Source organism: Algoriphagus faecimaris (genome assembly GCF_900101705.1).
GTDB classification, from domain to species: domain Bacteria; phylum Bacteroidota; class Bacteroidia; order Cytophagales; family Cyclobacteriaceae; genus Algoriphagus; species Algoriphagus faecimaris.
In genome coordinates, this window is record NZ_FNAC01000011.1 from 76800 (window position 1) to 96022 (window position 19223).

15 protein-coding genes are annotated in these 19223 nt (G+C 41.3%); 11 read left to right on the plus strand and 4 right to left on the minus strand.

Going from position 1 to position 19223, the window contains the following annotated elements:
• Positions 1 to 252: 252 nt before the first annotated feature.
• From infB to BLQ57_RS07795, 3 genes are all read right to left on the minus strand, one after another.
• Positions 253 to 3096: a translation initiation factor IF-2 gene (infB, locus tag BLQ57_RS07785; protein WP_087938744.1), complete on the minus strand. Its 2844-nt coding sequence runs from the start codon at positions 3094 to 3096 to the stop codon at positions 253 to 255.
• A 62-nt stretch (positions 3097 to 3158) separates the two neighbouring features.
• Positions 3159 to 4403 (minus strand): transcription termination factor NusA, encoded by a 1245-nt coding sequence (nusA, locus tag BLQ57_RS07790; RefSeq protein WP_087938743.1) that lies wholly within the window; start codon positions 4401 to 4403, stop codon positions 3159 to 3161.
• A gap of 5 nt (positions 4404 to 4408) precedes the next feature.
• Entirely contained in the window at positions 4409 to 4882 is a 474-nt protein-coding gene (locus BLQ57_RS07795; protein WP_087938742.1) for a ribosome maturation factor RimP, read from the minus strand.
• 330 nt (positions 4883 to 5212) lie between these two features.
• On the opposite strand from BLQ57_RS07795, the gene BLQ57_RS07800 reads away from it, so the two are divergent.
• Genes BLQ57_RS07800 through rodA form a run of 5 tightly spaced genes read left to right on the plus strand, consistent with a single transcriptional unit; the run spans position 5213 to position 10672 of the window.
• Complete coding sequence (locus tag BLQ57_RS07800; protein WP_087938741.1) at positions 5213 to 6241, plus strand: rod shape-determining protein; 1029 nt, start codon at positions 5213 to 5215, stop codon at positions 6239 to 6241.
• Positions 6242 to 6248: 7 nt separating this feature from the next.
• On the plus strand, positions 6249 to 7085 hold the full coding sequence (gene mreC / locus BLQ57_RS07805) for a rod shape-determining protein MreC (RefSeq protein WP_087938740.1): 837 nt from the start codon (positions 6249 to 6251) through the stop codon (positions 7083 to 7085).
• The gene (locus BLQ57_RS07810; protein WP_087938739.1) at positions 7075 to 7596 is read left to right on the plus strand and encodes a rod shape-determining protein MreD; all 522 of its coding nucleotides are present in this window, start codon (positions 7075 to 7077) and stop codon (positions 7594 to 7596) included. Before mreC ends, BLQ57_RS07810 begins: the two co-directional genes overlap by 11 nt.
• On the plus strand, positions 7596 to 9398 hold the full coding sequence (gene mrdA, locus BLQ57_RS07815; protein ID WP_087938738.1) for a penicillin-binding protein 2: 1803 nt from the start codon (positions 7596 to 7598) through the stop codon (positions 9396 to 9398). The genes BLQ57_RS07810 and mrdA overlap by 1 nt, the downstream gene beginning before the upstream one ends.
• Positions 9398 to 10672, plus strand: coding sequence for a rod shape-determining protein RodA (gene rodA / locus BLQ57_RS07820; RefSeq protein WP_087938737.1), 1275 nt, complete (start codon positions 9398 to 9400; stop codon positions 10670 to 10672). Before mrdA ends, rodA begins: the two co-directional genes overlap by 1 nt.
• A gap of 193 nt (positions 10673 to 10865) precedes the next feature.
• Here the strand turns inward: rodA and BLQ57_RS07825 are convergent, their stop codons facing one another.
• Positions 10866 to 11954 (minus strand): hypothetical protein, encoded by a 1089-nt coding sequence (locus BLQ57_RS07825; RefSeq protein WP_087938736.1) that lies wholly within the window; start codon positions 11952 to 11954, stop codon positions 10866 to 10868.
• A 35-nt stretch (positions 11955 to 11989) separates the two neighbouring features.
• Here BLQ57_RS07825 and BLQ57_RS07830 point away from each other — a divergent pair, with 35 nt between their 5' ends.
• The 6 genes from BLQ57_RS07830 to BLQ57_RS07860 all read left to right on the plus strand — a co-directional run bounded on the left by BLQ57_RS07830 (position 11990) and on the right by BLQ57_RS07860 (position 19020).
• Complete coding sequence (locus BLQ57_RS07830) at positions 11990 to 12316, plus strand: 2Fe-2S iron-sulfur cluster-binding protein (RefSeq protein ID WP_087938735.1); 327 nt, start codon at positions 11990 to 11992, stop codon at positions 12314 to 12316.
• Positions 12317 to 12319: 3 nt separating this feature from the next.
• A complete protein-coding gene (locus tag BLQ57_RS07835) occupies positions 12320 to 12904 on the plus strand; it encodes a thymidine kinase (RefSeq protein ID WP_087938734.1) in 585 nt (194 codons plus the stop codon).
• 60 nt (positions 12905 to 12964) lie between these two features.
• Positions 12965 to 13654 (plus strand): DNA repair protein RecO, encoded by a 690-nt coding sequence (gene recO, locus BLQ57_RS07840; protein ID WP_087938733.1) that lies wholly within the window; start codon positions 12965 to 12967, stop codon positions 13652 to 13654.
• Positions 13655 to 13861: 207 nt separating this feature from the next.
• Positions 13862 to 15655: a transcription termination factor Rho gene (gene rho / locus BLQ57_RS07845; protein WP_087938732.1), complete on the plus strand. Its 1794-nt coding sequence runs from the start codon at positions 13862 to 13864 to the stop codon at positions 15653 to 15655.
• Between the two features lie 160 nt (positions 15656 to 15815).
• Positions 15816 to 17120 (plus strand): hypothetical protein, encoded by a 1305-nt coding sequence (locus tag BLQ57_RS07850; protein WP_139162689.1) that lies wholly within the window; start codon positions 15816 to 15818, stop codon positions 17118 to 17120.
• Between the two features lie 433 nt (positions 17121 to 17553).
• The gene (locus BLQ57_RS07860; protein ID WP_087938729.1) at positions 17554 to 19020 is read left to right on the plus strand and encodes a glycine-rich domain-containing protein; all 1467 of its coding nucleotides are present in this window, start codon (positions 17554 to 17556) and stop codon (positions 19018 to 19020) included.
• Positions 19021 to 19223 lie beyond the last annotated feature (203 nt).

Consider the following 19223-nt stretch of genomic DNA (forward strand, 5'->3'; position numbering starts at 1 on the left):
CCAGAAAGTAAATTAATTATCACATAAATTCCAATAAAAAGTAAAACAGATAACCCATAAATTTTGATCACTTTCAACCGATTCATCCGGTCCAAAAACCATAAAACTAAAACCGGTCGGATCAATCCGGCAAAAAGCAAGAGTAGGCTAAGCCAAGCTAAAATCAAGAAAAGAAGAAGTATTGCTTCTAGCATATCTCAAAACTAAAAAAGGAACGACATCTGCCGTTCCTTTTTCTCCTCTAATTACTATTTATTTTTTTCGCTTAATCTCCTTCATCTCATATCCTTCTATGGTATCGTCCACTTGGATATTGTTGAAGTTTTTGATTGAGATACCGCATTCATAGCCTGCTTTTACTTCGGCTACGTCATCTTTAAATCGTTTCAATTGATCGATTTCACCATCATGAATCACGATTCCATCTCGGATCACTCGGATTTTATTCTTTCTCGTAATGAATCCATCAGTCACATAAGAACCAGCGACAGTACCCACTTTAGAGATTTTGAATACCTCTCTCACTTGAATATTTCCAGTGATGACTTCTTCGAAGGTAGGCTCTAGCATTCCTTCGATCGCATCCTTGATTTGGTTGATTGCATCGTAAATGATAGAGTAGTGTCGGATTTCAATTTCTTCTTGCTCCGCTACTCGTTTGGCATTGGCAGAAGGTCTTACTTGGAAGCCTATAATGATTGCATCAGATGCAGAGGCCAACAAAACATCCGATTCGGAGATTTGTCCTACTCCTTTGTGAATGATATTGACTTTGACCTCATCTTTAGAAAGCTTCAACAAGGAATCAGAAAGGGCTTCCACGGAACCATCCACATCACCTTTGATGATGATATTCAATTCTTTAAAGCTTCCAATTGCCAATCGTCTTCCGATTTCATCCAAAGTGATATGCTTTTTGGTTCTTAAGCTTTGCTCTCTTTGGATTTGCTCTCTTGAGTTGGCAATCTCTCTGGCCTCACGCTCAGAATCATATACCTTGAAGGTATCTCCCGCCTGTGGTGCACCACTCAGACCGAGCACCTGCACTGGCGTAGATGGCCCTGCTTCTTTGACTTTTTTACCTTTATGATCAAACATGGCCTTTACTCTACCATGATGCTGACCTGCGAGAATGATATCACCGATTCTCAAGGTACCAGCTTGAACCATAATTGTAGTCACATAACCGCGGCCTTTATCAAGGGAAGCCTCGATGACAGTTCCTACAGCATTTTTATTTGGATTGGCTTTTAATTCAAGTATCTCTGCTTCAAGGAGCACTTTTTCCAGAAGTTCCTCTACACCCTGACCGGTTTTTGCTGAGATATCTTGAGATTGGAATTTACCACCCCATTCTTCTACCAGCAAATTCATATTTGCCAGTTCCTCTTTGATTTTATGAGGATTAGCATTTGGCTTATCCACTTTGTTGATGGCAAAAATCATCGGTACTCCTGCCACTTGCGCGTGATTAATCGCTTCCTTGGTCTGAGGCATGATATTATCATCCGCTGCAATCACGATGATAGCAACATCCGTGATTTTAGCTCCTCGAGCACGCATAGCAGTAAAGGCTTCGTGACCCGGTGTATCAAGGAAGGCAATCTTATGCCCTGTCTGGGTCATCACATCGTATGCTCCGATATGCTGAGTAATCCCACCCGCTTCATCCTCGGTTACTTTTGACATTCTGATGTAATCCAAAAGTGAGGTTTTACCATGATCGACGTGACCCATGATGGTGACGATTGGAGCTCTATCAAGGAGGTTATCCTCGTCGTCCTTCTCTTCTTCTACGATCTCATCCTCTATGGATTTAGTAAATTCTACATCATAGCCAAATTCGTCAGCAATAATGGTAATTGCTTCTGCATCGAGACGCTGATTGATAGATACAAACATCCCCAATGACATACAGGTAGAGATGATTTGATTGACCGATACGTCGAGTAATGCAGCAAGGTCATTGGCAGAAATAAATTCTGTCACCTTTAATACCTTGTTGTTGTCTTCGGTTTCAAATTCGGTTTCACGATCTCTCTCCGCTTTCTTATCTCTTCGACTTTTTCCTTTCCCTCCTCCAGGCTTATTCCCCTGAAGTCTAGCTAAAGTCTGCTTGATTTGATCTTGAATTTCCTTCTGTGTAGGTTCAGCCTTAGGTGTTCTAGGTTGAGCATTTCTAGGTGCTCCCCGTTGACCTCCTCTTTGCTGACCTTGATTTCGGTTACCTTGATTACCACCTTTATCGATACGTTTTCGAGGACGTTTCTTATCTCGATTTCTTTCGTCAGAAGAGGCAACTGGCCCACCTTTTTTCTTGCTTTTTTCAGCAGGCAATTCGATTTTCCCCAAAACTGTCAATCCTTTGAGTGAATCAGCTTTTGCAGAAATCAATTGTGACTCAGGAGTAGCAGGCTTTTCAGTTTCCTGCTTTCTCTCCTGCACAGGTTTTACTGGCGAAGGAGTAGTAGGCGGCTTTGGTGTAGATTTCGGCTGTTCTTTAGCAGGTCTCTCGACTGGCTTCTCAGTTCTTTGCTGAGGTTTTTGTGATCTATGTTCGGCGGGTTTTTGCTGTGCTTTCTGATGCTGACCCTTCGCAGGTGCAGACGACTTTTGTGCTGGAGTAGATTTTTTACTCAAGTCAATTTTTCCCAATACTTTGATTCCTTCTAGCTTGGGAGCTTCTGGGGCAACCTTTTCCGGCTCAGCTTCAGGAGCTGGTGCAGTAGGTGCGGGAGCAGGCTTGAGCTCTTCTTTCTTTTCTTCTACAGGAGCAGGGGCAGCAGGTTTTGGCTCCTCTTTTACTGGAGGAGGAGGTGCAGGAGCTGGCTCAGGAGCCTTTTCGGGCTTTGGCTCTGGCTCTAAAGACACCGTCTCATGACGTTTCCCTATCGAGAGATGGGAAGCCTCTTCTTTTTCCTGCGCGGAGGATTTAAATTCCTTGTTCAACATTTCTACCTGCTCCATGTTGATTTTGGAATTGGGATTATCCTGCACTTCAAAGCCCTTTTTAGCCAAACTCTCCACAATGGTTGCCGTTCCCACGTTGAGTTTTCTGGCCAAAGCGCCTAATCGCATCATTTTTTCTTCTGACATAAGCAAAAACCTCTTTCGAAATCTTATTTTAAAATTGGGTATTTTTCAGGGCTTTCTAACCCTTATTGTTCAAATTCTTGTTTGAGGATTCGGAAAATCTCGTCGATTGTCTCCTCCTCAAGTTCGGTTCTTCTTAGCAAATCCTCTTTGGACAATGCCAAAACACTCTTTGCTGTATCTAAACCTGTTTTTTTCAATTCTTCTATAATCCAAGCATCAATCTCATCGGTGAATTCATCCAAGACTACATCTTCCTCTTCTGTCTCACTCAACTCTCTGAATACATCTATCTCATAACCTACCAATCGGCTTGCCAATTTGATATTGAATCCACCTTTTCCTATCGCGAGCGACACTTGGTCAGGCTTCAGATAGACTGAAATTCTTTTTGTTTCTTCATTGGCCGAGATAGAAGAAACCTTAGCCGGACTTAATGCCCTAGACACATAAAGGTCCAGATTTTCGGTATAATTGATGACATCTATGTTTTCATTCTGAAGTTCTCTCACTACAGCATGAATTCTAGACCCTTTCATTCCCACGCATGCACCTACCGGATCGATACGGTCATCATAAGATTCTACCGCTACCTTGGCTCTTTCACCCGGTTCTCGGACGATTTTGACAATAGTAATTAAGCCATCATATACTTCTGGCACTTCATTTTCAAATAACCGCTCCAAGAAAACAGGACTGGTTCTAGAAAGGATGATTTTTGGCGTACCATTCATCATGTCTACTTTGTGCACGATGGCCTTAACGCTATCACCTTTTCGGAATCTATCTTTAGGAATTTGCTCTCCTTTTGGCAAAATCAACTCATTGCCCTCGCCATCGATGAGCAAAATTTCTCTGCCGAGAATCTGATATACTTCAGCAGTGACGATCTCTCCTACTTGCTCCTCGTACTTATTAAATAGCAAATCTTTTTCAAGATCTTTGATTCGTTGGATAAGGGTCTGACGGGCCATTTGCACAGCTCTTCTTCCAAAATCCTCCAACTCTATCTTTTCATATACTTCTTCGCCGATTTCAAAATCAGGCTCAATTTTCCGCGCATCCGAGAAACTAATCTTATCAAAGTCCCAAATATCCTCGGAATTATCGTCAACGATCTCCCGAATACGGAAAATCTCCAAATCGCCTTGGTCAGCATTGATCGTCACATCGAAGTTTTCGTCTGTCTCAAACTTCTTGCGAATCATCGCTCGGAAAACATCTTCCAGAATACGGATCATAGTAGGTCGATCCACATTTTTAGACCTCGCAAATTCAGCGAAGGATTCTATTAAGACTTTGGCATCCATTTGATTTATTTAAAAGATACTTGAACAATTGATTTTTTTACATCCTCAAATGCATAAGAAGCTTCCTCTTCGGTGGCCTTCTTTCCTTTTTCTTTTTTCTTTACCTGGAGAGTAAATTCTTTCTCTCCTACAGACAAAAGCTTTCCCTTGATTTCTTTTCCATCTTCAAGAAATACTTTCAATTCCCTGCCAATATTTTTCATATATTGCCTAGAGCCACTGAAAGGAAAATCAACCCCTGGTGAAGACACCTCTATTCGATATGCATTGTCTATGAGATTTTTCTCTTCAATCTCATTGGATACCGCCCGACTGATCTTTGCACAAGTTTCAATCGTGACACCCTGATCCGCATCAATCAATATATTAAGAAGTGATTGGTCTCCTTTAGGGGATATCTTCACTTCTACTAGGAAATGGCTGTCGTCAGGAAGATGACGAGTAACCATTTCTTCTATTAAAGATCGCAAATCAGACATAGCATACATAATGAAAGAGGGGACTTGGTGTCCCCTCTAGAAACTTCGAATACGGCACAAAGGTAAAATAATTTTAATCGAAAAACAATTGGTCCTTAAATTGAATAATCATGCAAATACATGCCCACCTGCCCCTAAACTGCTTGATTGCTAAAAAATTAATTTGAAGCCCTTCTTGATTTTCTTTGGGGTAAAGCTCAAAAAATATCCACTTTCTCTCCGATTTCTGCCTCGAAGATAATAATTTTGCCGACCCCCGTTTAATAAGGTGTACCTTGCGTATAATTTATTGAACTACAAACCTCAACTACAAAAGCCAATCAATCTAAAATGGGATTATTTGATTTTTTCTCCAGTGACATAGCCATCGATTTAGGGACGGCCAACACACTGATTATTCATAAAGATAAGATCGTCGTCGACGAGCCTTCTATCATTGCCATCGACAAGACCAACAACCGGGTTTTGGCTGTAGGCAGAGAGGCCATGAATATGCATGAAAAGACGCACGAAAATATAAAAACCATCCGTCCGCTTAAAGACGGGGTAATCGCCGACTTTTATGCTGCCGAGCAGATGATTAGAGGCTTGATAAAAATGATTCCCGGTCAGAAAAAAGGAATGTTTCCCCAATCTCACCGAATGGTAATTTGTATCCCTTCTGGAATCACCGAGGTAGAAAAAAGAGCCGTAAGAGACTCCGCAGAGCATGCAGGCGCCAAAGAAGTCTATATGATATTCGAACCCATAGCAGCAGCGATAGGTATCGGAATAGATATAGAGAAACCTATGGGCTCCATGATAGTAGATATCGGAGGTGGTACTACTGAGATCGCACTAATAGCTCTTTCTGGAATCGTAGCAGACCAATCCATCCGTGTGGCAGGGGATACGTTTACCAAGGATATTCTCGACTACATGAGAAGACAGCACAATCTACTTATCGGAGAGCGGTCAGCTGAAAAAGTGAAAATCGCTATCGGTTCTGCGCTTACTGAATTGGATGAAGCTCCTGAAGATTATGAAATAAGAGGTCGTGATCTGATGACAGGGATTCCAAAGGTTATCAAAGTTTCCTATTCGGAAATTGCTTTTGCGCTGGATAAGTCTGTTTCAAAAATTGAGGAAGCTGTTTTGAAAGCTTTGGAAATCGCTCCACCTGAGCTTTCCGCTGATATTTATGACAATGGCATCCATCTTACAGGTGGTGGAGCTTTGCTTAAAGGGCTAGACAAGCGTCTACACCAAAAGACAAAACTCCCTATTCACATTGCGGAAGATCCTCTAAGAGCAGTGGTAAGAGGTACTGGGACTGCGCTGAAAAACATACATAATTTTAGAACCGTTTTGATGACCTAAAGCCTGAATGCTACGCATCCTCCAATTCCTATACGGACTCCGGTCTTTTCTTTTATTTATTTTGCTGGAGATGCTGGCGCTTTGGCTAATCATCTCAAACAATTCGCCTCAAGGTGCAGCCTTCTTCAATTCTTCCAATGCAGTCTTTGGGTCTATCTTAAAGACACAATCAGATGTCAGCGATTTCCTTTCTTTAGCTGAGGCTAATGAGGATCTCCTTGAGCAAAATGCACAGCTGCTCGCTAGACTGAAAGTAAATCTAGAAGAAGACAGTTTATCGACTGATTCTATGGATAGCAGCTTTGTGGCAATGTATGATTTCAAAAGCGGGAAGGTGATCAGTCAAACGCTTCGCTATGCACAAAATCACCTGACCATAGATAAAGGAGAAGCACAAGGAATCAAGCCGGGAATGGGAGTATTTAATCATTCGGGCATTGTAGGCAGAATCAAGTCGGTCTCAAAAAATTACGCTGTAGCTATATCTGTTTTGAATACGGGGCTTTTGGTCTCTTCCAAAATCAAATCTTCTGATGTTTACGGGTCTATAAATTGGGACGGTAAAAACTCAAAAGAGGTCAAAATGCTCTACGTGCCGAGACATGTGACTGCTCAAGCAGGAGATACGGTTGTTACTTCTGGATACAATGCGATTTTTCCAGAGGGTATCGAGGTGGGCATTATCACGCAAATCAATCCAGGATCAGATCAAAACTATTTGGATATCACTGTCGAATTGAGCACTGACTTCAGCAAGATTAATTACGTCTACCTAGTCGAAAACAATCAGATAAAAGAACTCGATTCACTCTATCGAGAAGCAGAAATAGAAAATGAATATTAGGTCCCTGATCACTTTTATATTTACAGGTATCATCCTGATGGCTGTTCAGGTTTTGTTATTGAAGAACCTGGCGCTTTTTGGGGTAGCTATGGGTTTTTTATACCTGCTTTTGATTCTGGATCTCTCGATAAGTATCAATAAAACCACCCTTTTATTTGTGGCTTTTGGTCTGGGCCTAGTCATTGATATTTTTTATGATAGTTTGGGAATGCATGCCGCTTCAGCTACGTTGATAGGTTTTCTGAGACCTGTATGGCTGAAGGCAATTAGCCCCACAGGAGGATATGACGACACGGTGCACCCGGATATTCAGGAGATGGGTATCAGTTGGTATTTAAGCTATTCTTTTCCACTTCTTTTTATCTATTCTTTACTATTCTTCACGATCGATCAGTGGGGTACAGGAGGGTTGTTTGGGGTGTTGAATAAAAGTTTATTCTCCGCTATTTTCAGCATGCTTTTGGCTATACTTGTACAATTGCTGTTCTTTAAAAGAAAGAGAAGAATCTGATGAACGATCAAAGACCGGTAGTCATTATCATCTTTATTTTCTCGGTAGGTTTGATTCTTTTGATCAAGCTATTTTCTATCCAAGTAGTAGACGATAGTTTTATGAAAAGAGCCGAACGAAACGCCGTGCAGCGAGTCGTCGACCATCCTTACAGAGGACTGATTTACGACCGTAACGGAAAACTTTTGGTCTATAATAATCCGATTTTTGACCTGATGCTTGTTCCCCAAGAATTTGAAGTCGGTGACACTACCCGATTTTTGGAGCTTTTTGGGATCAGTAAAGAAAACTTGATCGAAGCCTATAATGCAGCCAAAAAGTATTCTTGGGTAAAACCCTCTCCACTTATCAAGCAAATCTCAACCACTGATTTTGCTCGGATTCAAGATTACTTGATTGATTATCCGGGTCTCTTCGTGATGACTAGATCTGTGCGTGCCTATCCCCAACCTGTAGCTTCGCATGCTTTGGGCTACATCGGTGAGATTAATGCACGCCAACTGGAAAATGACACCACCAACTACTACTCACAGGGAGATTATGTGGGCCTGAGTGGCCTTGAACGCTACTATGAGCAAGTCCTAAGAGGAAGAAAAGGAGTAAAATACAAAATGGTCAATGTCAGAGGGGTAGACAAAGGGCCGTTTAAAGACGGGGAATACGATACAGCCTCTGTAGCCGGAACCAATCTTACCTCCACCATTGACATGGAGCTGCAGCGATATGGTGAGATGCTGATGGCTGGAAAAACCGGCTCTGTTGTAGCCATAGAGCCAAAAACAGGGGAAATATTATCGATGATCTCGGCTCCATTCTACGACCCAAATCAACTTACCGGTTCAGAGTTTGGGAAAACCTACACTGCACTAAACCGAATGGAAACTAAGCCGCTATTCAATAGACCCATCATGGCCAAATATCCACCTGGATCTATTTTTAAGGTAGTGCAGAGTTTGATTGGTTTGCAGGACGGGATTTTAACTCCCGAAACTACTTTCGCTTGCAACCGATCTCTCGTAGCTTGTCATAATCATCCCTCACCAGTCAATCTATTCGGAGCGATCAGAAACTCCTGCAATCCTTATTACCATCAGGCTTTTAGAAAAATCATCAACAGAGAAATTTCCTCCAACACTTATAAGGATACTGAAATCGGTCTCAACGACTGGAGAGAAAAAGTGATGAAATTTGGTCTAGGCACTTCATTGGGTGTGGATATTACCGGCGAGCTAGGTGGAGACGTTCCCTCGAGCAAGCTTTATGACAGGTTTTATGGAGAGGGTCGATGGAAGTATTCCACGATCTATTCCTTGTCTATAGGTCAGGGAGAACTTCAGGTTACGCCTATCCAAATGGCTAATTTAGCAGCCATATTTGCAAATAAAGGGTATTTCTACACGCCTCATTTGGTCAAAGCAGTCAATGGAGACCCTAATCAAATCCCTGAGAAATTCAGAATCAAAAGAGATGTAGGAGTAGACGCCCACCATTTCGATATGATTCAAGACGCTATGGCTGAGGCACTCTATGGTACGGCGGCAAGAGCCATCATCCAAGACATCGTAGTGGCTGGAAAAACCGGAACTGCCCAGAATCCACATGGTGAGGATCACTCCGTATTTGTAGCTTTTGCTCCAAAAGATGATCCAAAAATAGCCATTGCCGTCTACGTAGAAAATGCTGGGTGGGGAGGAAGAGCTGCCGCTAGTACAGCCTCTTTAATGATTGAAAAGTACCTAAGGGGAAGCATCAACCGTCAAGCCCTAGAGGAGTATGTTTTGGTTGGAAACTTCAAAAATTAATGCGCGATTCTGATGTACATATCAACAGAGTAGATTGGCTAGTGGTAGTCATTTATTTTGCACTGGTTATTATAGGCTGGTTTAATATCTATGCAGCCGTATACGATAGTCAGGCTCCTCAGAGCATGTTTGATATGTCAATCAACTCTGGACAGCAGCTCGTTAGAATTGGGATTTCTGTCGTTTTGATCATTTTAATCATGGTGGCAGATTACCGTTTTTTTGAAAATCTATCTCTTTTTATCTATCTCTTTTTTATTGCGCTTTTGGTAATTACACCATTTATAGGCAAGGAAGTTAATGGTCAGGTCTTATCCATAGGATTTGGGTCATTTCGAATTCAGCCGGGTGAGTTTGCCAAGCTAGCCACTGCATTGGCCTTGGCCAAAGTCATGGAGCGCCCTACATTTGACCTCACCAAAACCAAAGATCAGTTAATTGCTTTTGGAGTGCTGTTACTCCCTGTGGCTCTTATTCTTCTACAGCCGGATACCGGTACGGCTATGGTTTATTTCTCTTTGCTATTGATGTTTTATCGAGAAGGATTTCCGCAGCGATACTACATTTTGGGATTCGGCTTTATCGCCTTGACACTATTATCATTGGGCATAGAAAACAATCTCTATCTGGCTGGAGGGATTATAGCTATAGTCTTGTTTTTAATTTTCCTTGGGAAAAAATCCTGGCAAAAAACAATCGTTTTTTCCTTGATCGGTGTAGGCCTTATCGCATATAGCTATAGTATAGACTATGTCGTTTCGAAGCTTCCCACTCATCAGCAAAATCGAATTATGGTATTATTCAATCCCAATTTGGATCCTTTGGGGGTAGGTTGGAACGTGACTCAATCCAAAATCGCCATCGGTTCAGGTGGACTTTTCGGAAAAGGCTACCTTGAGGGAACCCAAACCAAGTTTGACTTTGTCCCGGAGCAGCATACCGATTTTATTTTCTGCACGATGGGGGAAGAATTTGGTTGGACTGGTAGTTTTGTCATCATCTCTCTTTTTGTAACCTTACTCATTCGATTGGTGATCATGGCAGAGCGTCAAAAAAACCGCTTTTCCAGAGTCTATGGCTACGCTGTGATTTCGATATTGCTTTTCCATTTTATGATAAATATCGCCATGACTGTAGGACTCTTCCCGGTGGTGGGCATTCCATTACCCTTTTTCAGCTACGGAGGGTCTTCGCTTTGGGCTTTTACCATCTTACTTTTCATCTTTGTCAAATTAGACTCTTCCCGAACGCAGCAATTAGGAAGGTTTAAGTAGTGCTCTCAAAAAAGAGGCTGTCTCTTAAATCGCTCTAGTGTACAGAGCATCTGACCAACGAGAGTTGGGCAGTACGAAGGTCATTTCTATCGTATCGGCCGACTTTTCGATTTCGAGACTCTCGGCTCTCAAGTGCTCAATGTGACAAATTTCACTCTTGAGACAGCCTCGCTTTGATCAATATTTTTTGGTTTTAATCTGAGAATTTTCTGTAGATCAACTGAGCAAACTCATGCACTACTTCAGAGTTGGCATCCCATTCCAACTCTGAAACATATCGCTGATTAACTAGTTCAATAGCTTGATCAAAACTGCTGCAATCATCAATTGATTTTAGAGCATGGCTAAGCAAATCCGAATTGCCATCGAAGAGCTCCTTAGTAAACATAAATCGCTGATTGATAGCAAGACTATCAGACAAATCTCCCAGAATAGCTTTCATTCCTCTATAAGACTCTACCGAAAATTTCACCTTCAAATCATCAGCTATCAGAGGCCCTCTCTGGAATTCACGGACTTCCACGGCGGGTTTGGAGACTGGTGCCTCCACTGTTTTTACCGCAGGTGCAGGAGACTCCTCATCACTCACTTCATCAAAAAAGGAAGTGGATTCGCTGGGCTTAACTTCTTCCGGTTGGGTCTCCTCGAGTATTTCAGATTCTTTTACCAAATAAGAGTCTAAATCAAATGCCAAAACATCTCCTAAAGTTGCCAAAAGTAAATTAACAGACTCTAGACTTTCATTGACAGCTTGGAAATTGGTAGCAATTGCTTTTTTATAATTGATGGACTCATGACCAAAACCGGTCTTATCTATCAAAAAGGAAACCACTGAAGTATGCCATTTATAGTACTTCTTATTTTCTTTGAGATACACATTGATTTTTTCTAAAGGAGCCTTGTCAATTTCTGACTGATAATACGCCACCGGGTCGGTAGCTAATCGAATGGCACTTTTGACTGCGGTGACTAAAAGAGGCTCAAGATGCTTGCGCTCCACTTTTATCCTTCTGGAGAGCACGTTCATAAATTGAGTGAGAGACTCATGTACAGCGATATCCCGATAATCGAAGTAAGGATTGGATTTTAACTTCTCGAGCTCTTCTTGCCAGAGTTCAAAAAGCCGTTGGATGACAAAAAAATTGACTTGCACTGCTGAAGTCAGCTGTACAATATCCTGGCCTGTAATAAACTGCCTATCTGTATAATATCGATCGCAAGCAATAGAAGCGAAGTTTTTGGCGTAATTTTCTAAATAATTGCTGTTAATTTGGACTGTCATTGCTTAGGTGATGTTTTAGAAAAGTAAACGAACAAATGCCGAGAATAGTCATTGAAAACCTATTTAATCGTACAATTAATTCGACGGCAAGTAAGCGTAAAGTTATTGAATTAATTCATGAAAACGGAATCGACTGGATGCATGCCTGTGGCAAAAAGGGCCGATGCACCAGTTGCAAAATGATTGTGGTGGAGGGTTTGGAAAATCTCAGCGAACCTAATGAACGAGAGACCAATTATTTTAAACAGAAGCGCCTTGGACCACAAGAGCGCCTTTCCTGTCAATCTACTTTGGATAAAGGGGAGATTAGAATCCGAGTTGCCGAAATCAATAAGTTTCCCCATTTAGAATACAGCGAATAAGTTATGTTTATTGAGCCAGCTATCAATAGAAACTCCTCTCCTTATCAAAAGGGGCAAATCGAAGTGATTTGCGGATCGATGTTTTCGGGGAAAACAGAAGAGCTCATCCGAAGGCTCAATCGTGCCCGGATTGCTCGGCAGAAGGTGGAAATATTTAAGCCTTCGGTGGATAAGCGCTATCATGAGGAGAATGTAGTCTCTCATAATGAAAATTACATCCGATCCACTCCGGTAAATTTTGCAGATGACATTCTATTATTGAGTGGCAACTGTGATGTGGTGGGTATAGATGAAGTGCAGTTTTTTGATGAGCAGATTGTAGCGGTCTCTCAAAAGCTTGCTATCCAAGGAAAGCGGGTAATTTTAGCTGGTTTGGATATGGACTTTGAGGGAAATCCCTTTGAACCGATGCCAAAATTGATGGCTATTGCCGAATACGTTACAAAAGTCCATGCTATCTGCATGAAATGCGGTGACTTGGCAGCATTTTCATTTCGGCTCTCGGACTCCAAACAAAAAGTGATGCTAGGAGAAAAAAACAGCTACGAGGCAAGATGTAGAAAATGTTTCTATGAAGACAAACGCTAAAGCCAAAGGTATTAGAATGTTCAAAAATAGGAAAAACCAGCTTCTGCATACCCTGAGTCCATGCTAAAAAAGACGGAAGGAATTGTAATCAATTGTCTTCGCTACAAAGAAAGTAGTGTCATAGTCAAGATCTTCACAAGAGAACTAGGGCTCAAATCCTATATTATTAACGGAGTGAGAACACAGGGCGCAAAATCAAAAATAGCGCTTTTCCAAGCCATGACCCTGTTAGATCTTGTGGTTTACGATAAAGAAAACCAAGGGCTACATCGAATTTCAGAATACAAATTAGCCACACCTTTCCAAAAAATTCCCTTTAATTTTGAACGTAGTGGGATGGCCATGTTTATGGCAGAAGTGATCGGTAAATCCATTTATGAAAATTATCAAAACGAATACCTTTTCGAATTTCTAAAAGAAAGTTTGCTTCTTTTGGATCGATCAGCAGAAAGTCTTCGTCATTTTCCCCAGGTATTTTTGATCGAGCAAGCCAAGTTTTTGGGCTTTGGGCCTGAAGACCCTCAAGAGTATATAGATGAAAGCAAAACATTGGCATTCAAGGGTGATGAATTTGTCCTTGCCTTTGATTACCTCAAGCATTTGATGAATGATTCTTACGCCTGCAGTTTCAACCCAGGAATTCAGATTCGCAGAAAACTCCTGGACTACCTGTTGGAGTTTTACAGCGAACAATTGGGAACTTCCCAAAGCTGGAAATGCATGGCCATATTAAGACAATTAATGAATTGATCTCAACGGCATTAAATTTATTAGTGATAATAGAAACAAAATTTGCGAAATACAGTCAGAAGACCTAATATTGTGCAATCACCGTGAATGAGCAAGTCAGCCCACTTTGACTTGAGTTTTTCCTGCAGACCTTTTTTGCTCAGAAAATCATCCACGATTCCATATACCGCATTTTATTCAAAAAATCATTTATTACATTCCCTCTTTATGTACAACATAGAAGAACTCAGAATCAGACTTTTATCTGAACTGAAGGAAATCGCCGAAGAGCTGGGCGTAAAAAACTTTAAATCGCTCAAAAAAGACGAACTCGTCTACGCGATTTTAGATCAACAAGCCATCACCCCCGAACAGGCATTGCCTAAGAAAAAACCTTCGGTAACCGAAGTGCAAGGATCAGAGGAAGCTCCAAAAACCAGTGAAAAACCTGCTCCAAAAGCTCCCTCTGAGAATACCGCAAAAAAAGAAGAGCCTGAATTCAAACCAAAATTCAGACGCCAAAACGTCACTGAAATCACAGAAGAGCCCAAAGCAGCAGCTCCTGTAGAAAAGCCAAAAGAAGAGCCTAAGCCTAAAGCCGAAGAAAGGCCAAAAAAGCCCGAGCCTAGACCAAAGGTAGAAGCAAAAGCCAAAGAGGAGCCTAAAAAAGAAGCTCCAAAAGCTCAAGAAGAGGCTAAAACTTTTAGACCAAGAAAGAAAATTTTTGAGGAGGTCAACGTGCCAACTGAATCTACAGAAGAATCCCCTACCGAGAAAGAGCCTAAAGCTGAACCAGAAATAGAACTTCCAAAAAGGAAGAACTTCAAGTCGCAAGACGAAATCCTAGCCCCAACTGCCGAGACGGTTCCCTCCAACAGGAAAAAACCATACGTCAGCCCAAGGGAATTTGATGGAATCATCGAAAATGAAGGGGTTTTGGAAATGATGCCTGAAGGCTACGGGTTCCTTCGCTCTCTTGATTACAATTACCTCGCTTCTCCCGACGATATTTATGTTTCTCCCAGTCAAATCAAATTATTTGGACTAAAGACAGGAGATCATATCAAAGGATCTATCAGACCTCCAAAAGAAGGCGAAAAATATTTTGCCCTTTTAAAAATTGGGACAGTAAACGGCAAGACTACAGACGAAATCAGAGATAGAGTACCTTTTGAGTACTTGACACCGCTTTTCCCTGAGGAAAGACTGAATCTATCCACCAAGCCGGATGGCTACTCCACTAGGATTTTAGACCTGTTTGCACCTATCGGTAAAGGTCAGCGTGGAATGATCGTAGCCCAGCCCAAGACGGGTAAGACCGTTCTTCTTCAGCAAATCGCCAATGCCATTACAAGAAATCACCCAGAAGTTCATTTGATGATATTACTCATCGATGAGCGTCCGGAGGAAGTGACAGATATGGCAAGATCCGTCAACGCAGAGGTAATTTCCTCCACCTTTGATGAGACTGCTGATAGACACGTGAAAGTTTCCAATATCGTTCTGGAAAAAGCCAAGCGAATGGTGGAAGTGGGCCATGATGTAGTGATCCTTTTGGATTCCATTACCCGATTAGCCCGAGCACACAATACAGTAGTGCCTAGCTCTGGAAAAATCCTTTCCGGGGGTGTGGATGCTAATGCTTTGCATAAACCTAAGCGATTCTTTGGCGCCGCCCGAAATGTAGAAAACGGAGGCTCTCTGACGATAATAGCTACTGCGCTGGTAGAGACAGGTTCTAAAATGGACGAAGTGATCTTTGAGGAATTCAAAGGAACAGGTAACATGGAGCTTGCGCTAGATCGTAAGTTGGCCAACAGACGTATCTACCCTGCTATCGATGTCCTAGGTTCAGGTACTAGAAGAGAAGACCTACTCATGGACAAAGAAGAGATGCAGCGCGTCTGGATTCTAAGAAAACTGATGAGTGATATGAATTCTCAGGAATCAATGGAATTCTTGTTAAATAGAATGAAAGGTACCCGCGATAATGCTGAGTTTTTAATCAGTATGAACGGTTAAAAAATACAAATAGAGAAAGCCCTCGGTCTTATTTAGAATCGAGGGCTTTTTTGTTTTTTGTAGTTTATAAAATAATTTTTGCAGTTGATATGGGGTTTTGCAACTTTCTGGTCGCTAATTTGTTAGCAGATTGTTATTGATCACCCATCAATCGTCACCCTTGAAAAAAGTCTTCTTATATTTTATTCTCCTCGGAGGATTACTATTCTCCTGTGGAACACAAAATCCTGCAAAAGCACAATGTGCTGAATGCGGAACCCCAAGGACATATACCTCTAGCAACACTTCGCTTGACGATAAAACCAATTCAAATGGAGGGTTAAATTCAACCAAATGGAACGGCGGATCTACAAATTTTACCCAAGGGCAGATTCCAAAATTCTCAGGAAATAACGTGAGTTACACTTGGACAGCCACAGATTTCAATCTGGGCGGTATAATTCTTTCAAATGGTGCCGATCTCACACTTGACCGCGATAATAATGGAGATGAACCTGGATTTACGATAAGTGATGGATGTATTGTGGTTGGTAGTGGCTCTATTTTGAGATTGGTATATATTACTGAACTTTCCAATCTTCGGATCTGTGTAGAGGATGGAGGTTCAATTGTTTTTGACCAAAAAGATATCCCTCAAGATCGTAATGATTTTAATTTTGACAATGTCATTATCGATTTGCAGGGTCCCAACGCGACGCTGAGTTTTGGAGATGCTGACATCAACATAGGCTCTGGTGGACTGGTAATCGATGGCTGGACTGGTGAAGGAAGTGATTTATGTGAAAATGGAAACCCTCCTATCCCCGGTAGTTCTGGAAATATCTCGTGGACTAGCGAGATACAATTAAATTCACTCTGTGAGGTCTTAAATGGAGTAGTCTTACCACTTGAATGGGCCTATCTCCAAACCCAACTGATCAAAGAAGCAAGAAAAGTAAATGTGGAATGGGCTACCTATAATGCTAAAAATACAACTCAATTTCAAATTGAAAGATCAGTTGGTGGAATAAGTGAATGGATCAAAATCGGTGACATTACTCCCTCCACCATTGAAGATGACTTTAATGCTTATCAGTTCAGCGATAATTACCTCCCACTTTCAGGGACCTATATTTACTATAGGATCAAATCAATCGATTCAAATGAAGGCTATTCCTACTCAGAACTTAGCAGAGTAGAGCTCCCAAAGGCCCAAGCAAGCCACAAGAAATGGCACGTCTATCCCAATCCAACCTTTGGTGGAGAATTTAAAATCCAACCAATTGAAACAGATTTTTCAAAATTGGGAGAGGTTAAAGTAAGGCTAATTGGGAAATACACAAAAGACATTTTTTATAGTACGAAAAGTCTTGAAGAACTTAATGCAAAATTATCTTCTGAAATTCAGCAGTCCTCCCCTGGAGTAATACTCCTCGAAATCCAATCAAAAGAAGGTGTCGACGTAATCAAAATTATTCGGAAATAGGACTTCTTTTCTCAAATTTTCATCATAAACATCAAATAGAGAGACCTTAGGGACTCTCTTTTTTTGAAATAATATTTGTTTTTTATTTAATAAAACATACTTTAGAGGCATAATTTCAAGTTTATACAGAATAAAATTTGTTTAAATAGAAATTTTTGCATTTTGAATACATGAAAACGCTAAACATCAAACATGCAATGATCATCATTTCAAAACTGGTAATTCATGTCAAAAAATTGTCTCTAAAAATGCATTCAAAAAATCCTTACAGCCAAACTTTATTTTGTATTTCAGAGAGCAATATTCAAAATCCGCTCAGGCCCACAAAATCGAATCTAAAGACTAGGTCTTTTAAGTCTCTCAGAACTGATTTTGAGAAAATCGGAGACAGACCAAACTATTGTCATGATCTTCATTTGATCCGTATTGAATTATGATCTCATTCACAAACAAGTTTACTTTCTCCTTTGCAGAGCCTGCAAAGACTAGGCGGCTAATCCTGTTTGCTTCGATTTCCCTTTTAGTCTTGATTAACATAAAGGTAGTCAAGAGTCAAACCATAGAGAGGATCACTACACGTGGCAATTTTACCTTTACGGTACCCACTTACTCCGGACCTGATTTAAGTCCTGGAGATGAGGTCTTGGTTGATCTTGAAGTAATTATTGTAGGAGCAGGAGGCGGTGGTGGAAGAGGAAATGGAGCTGGTGGTGGCGGTGGTGGCGAAGTTCGTTCGCTTCGAATAGAAGCTTTAGAGGGAGCAGTATTAACCGGCTATATCGGTCAAGGAGGGGCTGGTGGTAGCAGCACAAATAATTCAGGAAGAGATGGACAAACCACAATATTTAACGGATTTAGTGCCCGAGGAGGGGCAGGCGGAAATGGAGGTAATGGCGCTCCAGGAGGAAATAGTGGCTCGGGAACTTTAAGAGGAAACGGAAATAGTATAGAAAGATCCAATGGTAATGGCAACGGAAATGGCAATGGTAATAATTCTCAACCTTTATTAGCTGGAGGAGGTGGCGGAGGTGCCCAAGGAAACGGAAGTTCAGGTATTACAAATCTATCTCCACCAACGGCAAGAGGAGGAGATGGAGGAGCTGGAATAGACGGCTTTGGCGGTGGTGGAGGTGGAGTTGCCTCAGGAGCTAGTGGACAAAACTATTCTCTAGGCCAAGGTAGAGATGGAGGAACATCTGGAAGTACTGGCAATGCCTCAAACGCATCCAATGGAGGCGGCGGCGGCGGCGGAATAAATCGCGGGGGTAATGGTGGGGACGGGGTGGTTGAGATCAGCGTTTCGTTCAGGATTCTCCCTGTGGAGTTTCTTTATTTAAGAGCAGAGCTTGAACCAAAGGATCGAATAACCAAAATAGAATGGGCTACAGCTAAAGAATGGGAAAACTCTCATTTTGAAATAGAAAGAGCTCAAAATGGAATAGAAAACTGGGAGAAAATCGGCAATATAAATTCTGTAGGATACTCAGACCTAGCCACAGCCTACAGCTTCTTAGACGAGAAACTTCCGATAACTGGAGGTCGTCTATTTTATCGATTGAAATCGGTAGACCTTGACGGCAAATACACTTACAGCAAAACACTAGCTATTCAAGTAGCCCCGGTATCAGGAAATTCTACTTGGAGACTTTATCCAAATCCAAGTGAAGCTGGCACTTATGTTCACTTAGTGCAATTGGAAAACCATATTGGTCAAGATCAAGCTATTGCATTCAAGATAAGCGACTCTAGCGGTATTTCCGCAGGTGATTTTATTGCCAACAGTTTGGAACAAGTAGAAAGCCAACTAAATGAATACCTGAAAAATCAAAAAGCAGGACTTTACTTTCTACACCTTTCTTCTGAAGCTTATTCAGAGAACATTAAAATCTTCGTTCGTTAATTATTGCTCAATTGAATCCGATGGAGTAGCAATGCCCCTTTATGTGCATAAAGACACATAAAAGCTATTTATAGAGCTTAATTCAATATTTTTGAAATTTTATATTTTTACCTCCATTATTTAAAGAATTTTATTCTTCATTTGATCAAAAATCAGCCCTAATCAAAATATTCTTGGCTTTTGCTAAATATCAAAAAGAATCC

Bases quoted from the DNA above. Each gene is read 5' to 3' on its own strand.
- BLQ57_RS07800 (WP_087938741.1), top strand. From the start codon at position 5,213: ATGGGATTATTTGATTTTTTCTCCAGTGACATAGCCATCGATTTAGGG.
- rodA (WP_087938737.1), top strand. From the start codon at position 9,398: ATGCGCGATTCTGATGTACATATCAACAGAGTAGATTGGCTAGTGGTA.
- BLQ57_RS07830 (WP_087938735.1), top strand. From the start codon at position 11,990: ATGCCGAGAATAGTCATTGAAAACCTATTTAATCGTACAATTAATTCG.
- nusA (WP_087938743.1), bottom strand. From the start codon at position 4,403: ATGGATGCCAAAGTCTTAATAGAATCCTTCGCTGAATTTGCGAGGTCT.
- BLQ57_RS07795 (WP_087938742.1), bottom strand. From the start codon at position 4,882: ATGTCTGATTTGCGATCTTTAATAGAAGAAATGGTTACTCGTCATCTT.
- BLQ57_RS07860 (WP_087938729.1), top strand. From the start codon at position 17,554: ATGATCTCATTCACAAACAAGTTTACTTTCTCCTTTGCAGAGCCTGCA.
- BLQ57_RS07825 (WP_087938736.1), bottom strand. From the start codon at position 11,954: ATGACAGTCCAAATTAACAGCAATTATTTAGAAAATTACGCCAAAAAC.
- infB (WP_087938744.1), bottom strand. From the start codon at position 3,096: ATGTCAGAAGAAAAAATGATGCGATTAGGCGCTTTGGCCAGAAAACTC.
- BLQ57_RS07810 (WP_087938739.1), top strand. From the start codon at position 7,075: ATGAATATTAGGTCCCTGATCACTTTTATATTTACAGGTATCATCCTG.
- mreC (WP_087938740.1), top strand. From the start codon at position 6,249: ATGCTACGCATCCTCCAATTCCTATACGGACTCCGGTCTTTTCTTTTA.
- rho (WP_087938732.1), top strand. From the start codon at position 13,862: ATGTACAACATAGAAGAACTCAGAATCAGACTTTTATCTGAACTGAAG.
- BLQ57_RS07835 (WP_087938734.1), top strand. From the start codon at position 12,320: ATGTTTATTGAGCCAGCTATCAATAGAAACTCCTCTCCTTATCAAAAG.
- recO (WP_087938733.1), top strand. From the start codon at position 12,965: ATGCTAAAAAAGACGGAAGGAATTGTAATCAATTGTCTTCGCTACAAA.
- mrdA (WP_087938738.1), top strand. From the start codon at position 7,596: ATGAACGATCAAAGACCGGTAGTCATTATCATCTTTATTTTCTCGGTA.